The organism is Campylobacter sp. 107, assembly GCF_002383835.1.
GTDB lineage: Bacteria > Campylobacterota > Campylobacteria > Campylobacterales > Campylobacteraceae > Campylobacter_D > Campylobacter_D jejuni.
This window is the reverse complement of record NZ_NXBA01000046.1, coordinates 1-8822: the sequence shown is the minus strand read 5'-3', so window position 1 is coordinate 8822 and position 8822 is coordinate 1. Positions and strand designations below refer to the sequence as shown.

Genomic DNA, 8822 nt, shown 5'->3' with positions numbered 1-8822 from the left:
AGGTCGCTTAGCTCAGTTGGTAGAGCGCCACCCTTACAAGGTGGATGTCATAAGTTCGAGTCTTATAGTGACCACCATTTTATAAAATCATAAATAGGTTTTATAATCTCTACTTCTTTACTTTGGATGCAGCGGTAGTTCAGCTGGTTAGAATGCCGCCCTGTCACGGCGGAGGTCGCGGGTTCGAGCCCCGTCCGCTGCGCCATCTTGCTTGGTAACAATTTTATAAGTATAATTTACAAAATAATAAAAAATAGAGCTAAGGAAAAAAATGCTTATTATTGGACATAAATTATTAAAAAACTTAGATTTTTCTTTTATTGAAAGTGTTGAAGAAGTTAAAGATAATAAAGTTTATTGTATTATTTATGATGAAAAATTGATTTCTTATTTAAGTCAAAATGATTTTGAATTTGCTATTTTAGTTCAAAATAAAGACGAAATATTTTTAGCCAATGCTTTAGGAGCTAAGTTTTTGCTTTGTAATGATAAAAAACTTGCAAAATTTGCTAGCAAAGTCGCAGAATTTTATGTTTTTGATAGTAGGGTTTTAATGATTGTTGACAAATTAGAGAATTTTAAAAAATTTTATAAATTAAAAATCGATGGAGTTATTTTAAAAGATAATATAGATAATTTTCCTAAAAACTGATAAATTTTTTATTTTGTAAAATAAGTGCTAATTGACGAGGTTTAAATAATGCAAAAAAAATCTTTTTTGAAAATTTACGGATTAATTCCTTTTTTACTTATAGCATTCATCAATGCTTTTGTAGATTTGGGACATAAAATTATTATTCAAAATACTATTTATAAAACCTATGAAGGAAGTGAGCAGTTATTTTTAAATGTTATGGTTAATGCTTTGATTTTACTTCCTTTTATTCTTATGCTTTCTCCTTCGGGTTTTTTAGCGGATAAATATCCAAAAAATATTATAATGAAAATTTCAACCATTTTCAATGTTATACTCACTTCAATAATATGCATTTGTTACTATAGCGGTGCTTTTTGGATGGCTTTTATTTTTACTTTTATAATGGGAGCACAAGCAGCGATTTATTCACCAAGCAAATACGGTTTTATTAAAGAACTCGTAGGAAAAGACTTTCTTGCTATGGGTAATGGTGTAATTAATGCAGTAAGCATTGTGGCAATCTTAGCAGGAATGGCTTTTTTTTCTTTAAGTTTTGAAAGTCTTTATAGTTCCACATATAATCAAACAGATGAAATTTTAAAAGAAGTAGCGCCTTTAGGAATTGTGCTAATTTTATTTTCTTGTATCGAAGTATTTTTTGCGTGGCGTTTACCTAAGCTCAAACAAACAAATAAAGATTTAGTTTTTAATAAAAAAGACTATATTCGTGGAAAACTTCTAATAAATAATCTTAAGCTTGTTTTTAAAAATAAAACTATTTGGCTTTGCATAATTGGAATTTCATTTTTTTGGGCTATATCTCAACTTTATCTTGTCAGCTTTCCTGTCTTTGCTAAAAATGAACTTTTCATAGAAAATACTTTTTATGTGCAAATTTCACTCGCTTTTTCTGGTATAGGAATGATTTTAGGCTCTTTAGTAGCTGGTAAATTTTCAAAAAATTATATAGAACTTGGATTTATTCCACTTGGTGCATTGGGTATGTTTTTAATGGCTTTTTTAATGCCTTGTTTTATAAGTTTATTAAGTTATAGTTTTTTATTTTTCTTTTTTGGATTTTGCGGAGCCCTTTTTATCATTCCTTTAAATACTTTAATCCAATTTCATGCTAAAGAAAATGAATTAGGACAAATTCTTGCAGGAAATAATTTTTTTCAAAATATTGCCATGTTGGGATTTTTGCTCTTGGCAACTTTATTTGCAAAATTTGAAATCAATGTGATTTATTTGTTTTATTTTATTGCTTTGGTAACCTTTATAGGAAGTTTTTACATACTTTTAAAACTCCCCTTTTCTTTAGTGCGTATACTTTTAAGCATAGCTTTTTTACAACGATACCGTTTACTTGTGGAAGGTTTTGAAAATATACCAGAAAAAGGTGGAGCTTTACTTTTGGGTAATCATATTTCTTTTATTGATTGGGCTGTTGTACAAATGGCAATTCCAAGAAAAATTTATTTTGTTATGGAAAGAAGTATTTATTCTAAATGGTATATTAAAATTTTTCTTGATAAATTTGGTATTATTCCTGTATCAAGTACAGGAAGTAAGACGAGTTTAGAACTGATAGCAAAGCATATTAAAGAAGGTAATTTAGTTTGCTTATTTCCTGAAGGTACACTTTCGCGACATGGGCAATTAAATGAATTTAAAGCAGGATTTGAATTGGCTTGTGAATGTTTAAGTGAAGATGATGGAAAAATTATTCCTTTTTATATAAGAGGGCTTTGGGGTAGCGCTTTTTCAAGAAGTGATGAAGAATTTTCAGCAAGAAACCGCACTTTAAATAAAAGAAAAATTGCTATAGCTTTTGGTAAAGCTATGCCTTTGCATTCTAAAAAAGATGAAGTTAAAGCTAAAGTTTTTGAACTTTCTTTTATGGCTTGGAAATCACAATGCGAAGCTATGCACACTATAGCAAGAGCTTGGATCGATACAGCTAAAAAAAATCTAAATCAAATAGCTATTATCGATACACTAGCTGGAGATATTTCTTATAGAAAAATGTTGACTCTTAGTTTATTTCTTAATTTTTTTATTAAAAGAAAATCCAAAGAGTTAAACATTAACCTTCAGCGTGGAAGTTACGCTCCTAAAGAGGAAGCTATAGGAATTTTACTACCTGCTTCTTTTGCAAGTTCTTTAACCAATCTATCTGTTTTAATCGCAGAAAAAATTGCAGTAAATCTTAATTTCACTGCTGGAGAAAAAGCTTTAAAAACAGCTATAAAAAATGCGCAAATTTCACAAATTTATACTTCTAAAACTTTTTTAGAAAAATTATCAAATAAAGGTATAAACCTAAATTTCGATACAAATATACATTTAATTTATTTTGAAGATATTGTAGAAGATTTTAAAATGCAAAAAACTAAAATTTTTAGCATGATGTTAGCAGTTAGTATTATACCTAGTTTTATACTCAAAACCATTTTCACTCCTTCAAAAAACAATCTTGCCATAGCAGCTATTTTATTTAGTAGTGGAAGCGAAGGTTCTCCAAAAGGTGTTATGCTAAATAACCGTAATATTTTAAGCAATATAGCACAAATTTCTGATGTGCTTTGTACAAGAAATAATGATGTCATTCTCTCATCTTTGCCACCTTTTCATGCTTTTGGACTTACAGTAACTACGTTTTTGCCTTTGCTTGAAGGTATTAAAAGTATCACTTTTGCAGATCCAACTGATGCTTTAGGGATTGCCAAAGCTGTTGCTAAAAATAATGTCACTATTATGTGTGGAACTTCAACCTTTTTAGGAATTTATGCAAGAAATAAAAAGCTTGATGCTTTAATGTTTGAAAGTTTAAGAATAGTTGTATCAGGTGCTGAAAAACTAAAAAATGAAGTAAGAACTGCTTTTGAAATGAAGTTTAAAAAAAGCATTTTTGAAGGTTATGGAGCTACGGAAACCACACCTGTAGCGAGTGTAAATTTACCGAATCGTTTTGATGCGGATTATTGGCTTATACATCGTGCCAATAAAGAAGGAAGCGTAGGAATGCCTCTACCTGGAACTGCGGTACGTATTGTTGATCCAAATAATTATGAAAATTTAAAAACAAATGAAGATGGACTCATACTTATAGGCGGTCATCAAGTTATGGTAGGCTATCTTAATGACAAAGAAAAAACCGATGAAGTGGTTAAAGAAATTGATGGCATAAGATGGTACAACACGGGAGATAAGGGACATTTGGATGAAGATGGTTTTTTATATATTGTCGATCGTTATTCTCGCTTTGCAAAAATTGGCGGAGAGATGATTTCTTTGGGTGCAATAGAAGAAGAAATTGCCAAATTTATAGACACTGAAGTGGTTAAATTTTGTGCCACATCTTTAGAAGATGAGAAAAAAGGGGAACAAATTGTTTTACTCATAGAATGCAATAATGAAATTTTTGAAGGAGTATGTGAGGCTATAAAAAATTCTAATATACCTACACTTTTTAAACCTAGATATTATTTTCAAATAGAAAAAATTCCCCTCCTAGGTTCAGGAAAAGTTGATCTTAAAAAAGTTAAAGAATTAGCTAAAAATTTAGCCATATGATTTGAGCTTATAACAAAGCCCAGATTAAAATTGGCATAGAAACAAAAGCAAAAAGAACTCCAAAGGCTACAGCACTTACGGCTAAATTGCTATCTAGTTTAGCTTTCATTACCATAGCTCCTGCTAAGGTCATAGTAGGAGCTGCGCTTTCTATAATAGCAACGATGGTAGAATCTTTTAATTCTAAATTAAATATTTTCAAACAAAATACAAAAAATAAAGGAGCTAAAATCATTTTAGCAAAGATGACAACTACTGTAGGTTTGTAAGAGGTTTTAATCGCCATAAAGCCAAGTCCTAAACCTATAGCAAAAAGTGCGACAGGGGTTGCAGAGGCACCAAATAAACGAATAGGAGAGAAAATAAATTCAGGTAAAGCAATTAATTTACACAAAAAACCAAAAAGCAAAGCTAAAAAAGGTGGAAAACTAAGAATTTTTTTAACATTAGTAAGCAAACTGACTTTTTCTCCATTTCCCAAAGAAAGTATAAAAGGTCCAAAAAGTGATATAGGTAAAGTTGTAGCTAAAGCATCGTAAAATATAACTTCAGCGCTAAATTGTGGGTCATTAAATACACCAGCAACAATAGGCATACCCACAAATATAGTATTTCCAAAACAAGAAAGCAAAAACATACTGACTAAAGTTACTTTAGAAAAATGAAAAACTTTTCCAATAAAAATAGCAAAAAAGGCTGCTAATATACAGCTAAACAATCCAATAAAAATAAAAATAATCAATGAAAAATTAAAATTTAAATGATATGCTTTATCGAAAATCAAACAAGGTAAAGCAAAAATAATAGCAAAATCTAAAAAAGTCCTAGCTTGTTTTTGCTTTAAAACGCTAATTCTTTTGGCAAAATATCCGCCTGCAAGTAAAATAAAAATTGTAAATAATGGTATAAAAACAAACATTGAATAATCCTTTTTAAGGGATGTTTTTTGAAAACGGATAGAATTATATTCTTTATACTTAAAAAAAATCTTAATATTTTTTAAGTTTTTTTAAAAACCAATATTTTTTTATTTTTTGTAACTTTAAGAAATTGTAAGTTGAAATTTGATTTTGAATAGTTAGTATTTTAAACTGAATGATTATAATTTTAAATAATGGTGCGGTTTAATCTTAATTAAAATACTATATATTGTATTTAGAATGATATAAAAACAATAAGTTAACATAGCTTTTATTTTTAATTTTTGAATATTTTTAAACTTATTTAGGCAGAGATCATCTACTTTAGTTATTTTTTATTTTTAATATTTACGCAATAAGACAGATTTATTTTGAAAGTTTATCTTATTACTTTTCTTATTTTCACTGTGCATCATTTGAATTTGAAATTATTTTTTCAATTTCTTTAAGGTTATATAGCAGTTTTTTCACATTTGCACTGATTTTGTATTTTTTAATAATAAGGTTTCAAATAGCTCGGTATCTATTGATAAAAGTGCCAAATATTCAATGAACAAGGACGCCTTCAACTTGGAAAAGGTTGGGGAAGTGCAGAAGGTCCTCAATGTAGAGGATTCACTCCTGAAGAATTTCAAAAATTAGATTTTAGCGAAATTGATTTAAGTGAATTCATTGCTGATATTGTAGGAAGTTTTGACACAGGAAAAATACAAGCTGATTCTGTGAAAATACAAGAAAAGATTCAAAACAATATTGAGAATGCAACAAAAAAACCTACAAATTAAAAAATAAAATAAATCAATAGAAGAAGAGAAGTTTAGTTAAAAGTTTGTTTGGTGTAAGCCAAAGGGATTGTTCTAAACCCTGCAAAAGCAGGGGATACTCAATAAGCCTTGACATAGCAAAGCATTAAGAGTATAATTATTAGAACAATTTTTAGCAATTTAACCACCTCCCTTCTGGGCGGTAAATTAACGCTAAAGGGTGGCAGCCCTTTGGCGTTTCACCCTTTTATAATTATACCAAATAAACTCTTTAACTTCTTTAATATAATCCGTGAAAAGATTTTACTTGTTATTCTTTAGCACTTTGTTTTTTGCACCTTCATTTTTATTTGGTGCAACTGAAATAGCTAATGGAAATCTAATCTATACTTGGGGTTATGGCGATGTGATGAATGAAATCATGCAAGCGGTTAAAGGTATAACCACTGAAACAGATTATATCGTTAATGCAGCCTTAGCTATTTCATTATTGCTTTTCAGTATCAAAAAAGCAATGGATGGACAAACAAATCCTGTGTTTGAACTTGGAAAAATGTTTATGCTTTTTGCTGTAGTGTGGTACATGTTTTTAAAAGCACCAAATGACAATAATCACCGCTTCATGATTCACGATGAAGTCACTAGCAAAGATTATGTCATTTCTCAAATTTCTATAGGCATAGGAAAAAGCTTTGCATTAATGACACAATTTGAAAGACTTATTCTAGAAGCTATGGAAAAACATTTTTCAACTCCACAATCTACAAATTTTTCTAACGCAGGTTTAGGTTTTTCACTTCAAGTGATGAGTACTTTACCAAGTGTAAAGCTTTCGGCTATTGATGCAACTTTACAAAAAAATATTGATTTTTACTTTAGAAACTGCGTTTCAGTATAATCAACAAGGTAGAAATCTTTTTCAAAACTCTGATAATTTAATGCAAGATCTTTTCACAAACATAGGCAATGGCTCTCAGCTCACTCCTTTGTTTAAAAATAATAATAATGTTGAAGAACAAAGCGTTGTACCTTGTTCTGATGCGGGTCCTCAAATCGTTGAAATGATTAAAAAAGATACAGATGAAGCTATGAAAATCCATGCTGCTTTGCTTGGTATGGCGAATGATATGACAAATTATGAGCAAAAGTTCTTAGGCGCTGCACAAATCTATAACGAACAAGCTGTAAGTGCTAGATCTTATTTACAGCAATCCATGATAATGCTTGCTTCTCAAGATGCAATCATTAATACCGCTAAATCAGTAGGATTAAATCCTGCTTCTGTGGCTGCAAATACTGCTTATGCGGATCAGCAATTTTACGCAAGTATGCAAGCACAAGGACACATGGCACAAACTTATTTGCCTTTAGCTAAAGCTTATTTAACAGCTATTATCATAGGTTTATCTTGGCTTGTTGCTTTACTTTCTATTGTATTTGGCTCTTACGCACATATTAAGATGTTTTTTACTCTGTGTATTTGGATAGTGCTTTGGACTCCTATACTTTGTATTATTAACTATCTAAATGATTATAATCTTATGAAAGTTGCGCAAGTAATAACAGGTGGAAAAGCAGCTTTAAGCTTAGGAGATAACATGCTTATATTCAAAGAAGTAGCAAATAGATCAAATTTCATGAATTATCTTGTAATGAGTACTCCTGTTTTAGCTTATGCTATAGCTAAAGCAAGTGAACAAGGATTTGTAACTTTTGCTTCTGGATTATCTCAAGCTCTAACAGGTGCTTCAAGAGCTGCTGGAAGCTTTGCAAATCAGCAAGCTCTATCTACACAAACTAGCATCGCTGCTCCTAGAGGAGATGAAGTTTGGGCTGTGGGTGCAGGTTATAATACTCTTCAATCTTCGTTTGGTGCAGGTGGTAGAAGTTTTATGGGAACAAGAGATATGCAACATGGTGGCGAATTAGTTAAAGATAATATGACAGGAAGTTCAGCTGTAATCAATGCTAATGGTTCAATAGGTAATGCCGCTATTAAAGGTTTAAATGCTGGTATGACTGCAAGCAATTTAGAAACAAGAGCACACGCTCTAAGTGATGCGATTCAAAATTCTAACCTATCTCAAAGAGCTTTAGAAGTTGCTAGTGGCAAAGGAGATAGCTTAGCCTTATCAGAAAACGATAGAAGTGCTATTACTAATGCAACGCAACATGCTTTAGCTAATGCTTATTCTAAAGCAACAGGTGTGGATGTAAAACAAGCTTATGAAGATGTGATGAGTGGAAAAATTGGCGGTGGTATTGGCTTAAATAAAGAAATAAAAGGAGTTAGAATAAATATTGATGCAGGAGGCTATGTATCTACAGGATCGGTAGAAACTGAAGATTGGTATCAAAATCTAAGCAAAAATCAACAAGAAACATTTAATAAAACCTTTAACGAAAGTCTTTCTAATGAAATTGGCAAAAATAGAGATGCAAGTGCTTCATTTAACAATCTTCTTAAAACAGGAAATGTTACAAATTCTGCTAGTATTAAAAGTTCTATGGATAGATATAATGAAGCTAAAACACTTAATAATTCAGTGGGTTATGATGGCGGATCATCTATCGTTCAAGGCTATATCAATGAAAATTATGGTGGCGTAGTTAATAAAGAAAATGTGGCTTCTGCTGTGAATGCTGTTAAAATATGGCTGCAAGGGGAGATATGCAAGGATTATCACATTACGCAGGAGTAGATTCTAATGTCAATTCAAATGGATTGTTTGGATAATCAAAGCACAATTATCATGATCCAAGAGGTGTTATGACTGATCACAATAAAGCCATAGATGATTTAAATTCAAGACAAAAAGGCTTTATGGCAACAAGAAATGCCCCTAATGATGTTAAATCAGAAAGATTAGCAGGTGGAATTCAAAAAGCAGCAGGTGCAGCTGAGAAAAAAGCAGGAACTGCTAT

At 30.8% G+C, this 8822-nt stretch carries 3 protein-coding genes, 2 tRNA genes and 2 pseudogenes; 6 read left to right on the top strand and 1 reads right to left on the bottom strand.

Going from position 1 to position 8822, the window contains the following annotated elements; translation table 11 throughout:
• Window position 1: 1 nt before the first annotated feature.
• The 4 genes from BGS40_RS06365 (at window position 2) to BGS40_RS06350 (ending at window position 4213) form a co-directional block, all read left to right on the top strand.
• Window positions 2-77, top strand: a tRNA-Val gene (locus tag BGS40_RS06365).
• Window positions 78-128: 51 nt separating this feature from the next.
• Window positions 129-205: transfer RNA gene (locus tag BGS40_RS06360), tRNA-Asp, on the top strand.
• Between the two features lie 66 nt (window positions 206-271).
• The gene (locus BGS40_RS06355) at window positions 272-652 is read left to right on the top strand and encodes a hypothetical protein (RefSeq protein ID WP_052776120.1); all 381 of its coding nucleotides are present in this window, start codon (window positions 272-274) and stop codon (window positions 650-652) included.
• Window positions 653-700: 48 nt separating this feature from the next.
• Complete coding sequence (locus tag BGS40_RS06350; protein WP_096738518.1) at window positions 701-4213, top strand: acyl-[ACP]--phospholipid O-acyltransferase; 3513 nt, start codon at window positions 701-703, stop codon at window positions 4211-4213.
• A gap of 7 nt (window positions 4214-4220) precedes the next feature.
• On the opposite strand, the gene BGS40_RS06345 is transcribed toward BGS40_RS06350, so the two are convergent.
• The gene (locus tag BGS40_RS06345; protein ID WP_087704700.1) at window positions 4221-5132 is read right to left on the bottom strand and encodes an AEC family transporter; all 912 of its coding nucleotides are present in this window, start codon (window positions 5130-5132) and stop codon (window positions 4221-4223) included.
• Between the two features lie 540 nt (window positions 5133-5672).
• On the opposite strand from BGS40_RS06345, the pseudogene traN reads away from it, so the two are divergent.
• Together traN and BGS40_RS09790 are read left to right on the top strand one after the other, a co-directional pair.
• A pseudogene (traN, locus tag BGS40_RS06340) lies at window positions 5673-5918 on the top strand (conjugal transfer protein TraN); the annotation flags it as partial.
• A 271-nt stretch (window positions 5919-6189) separates the two neighbouring features.
• Window positions 6190-8822, top strand: a pseudogene (locus BGS40_RS09790) (conjugal transfer protein TraG N-terminal domain-containing protein); the annotation flags it as partial.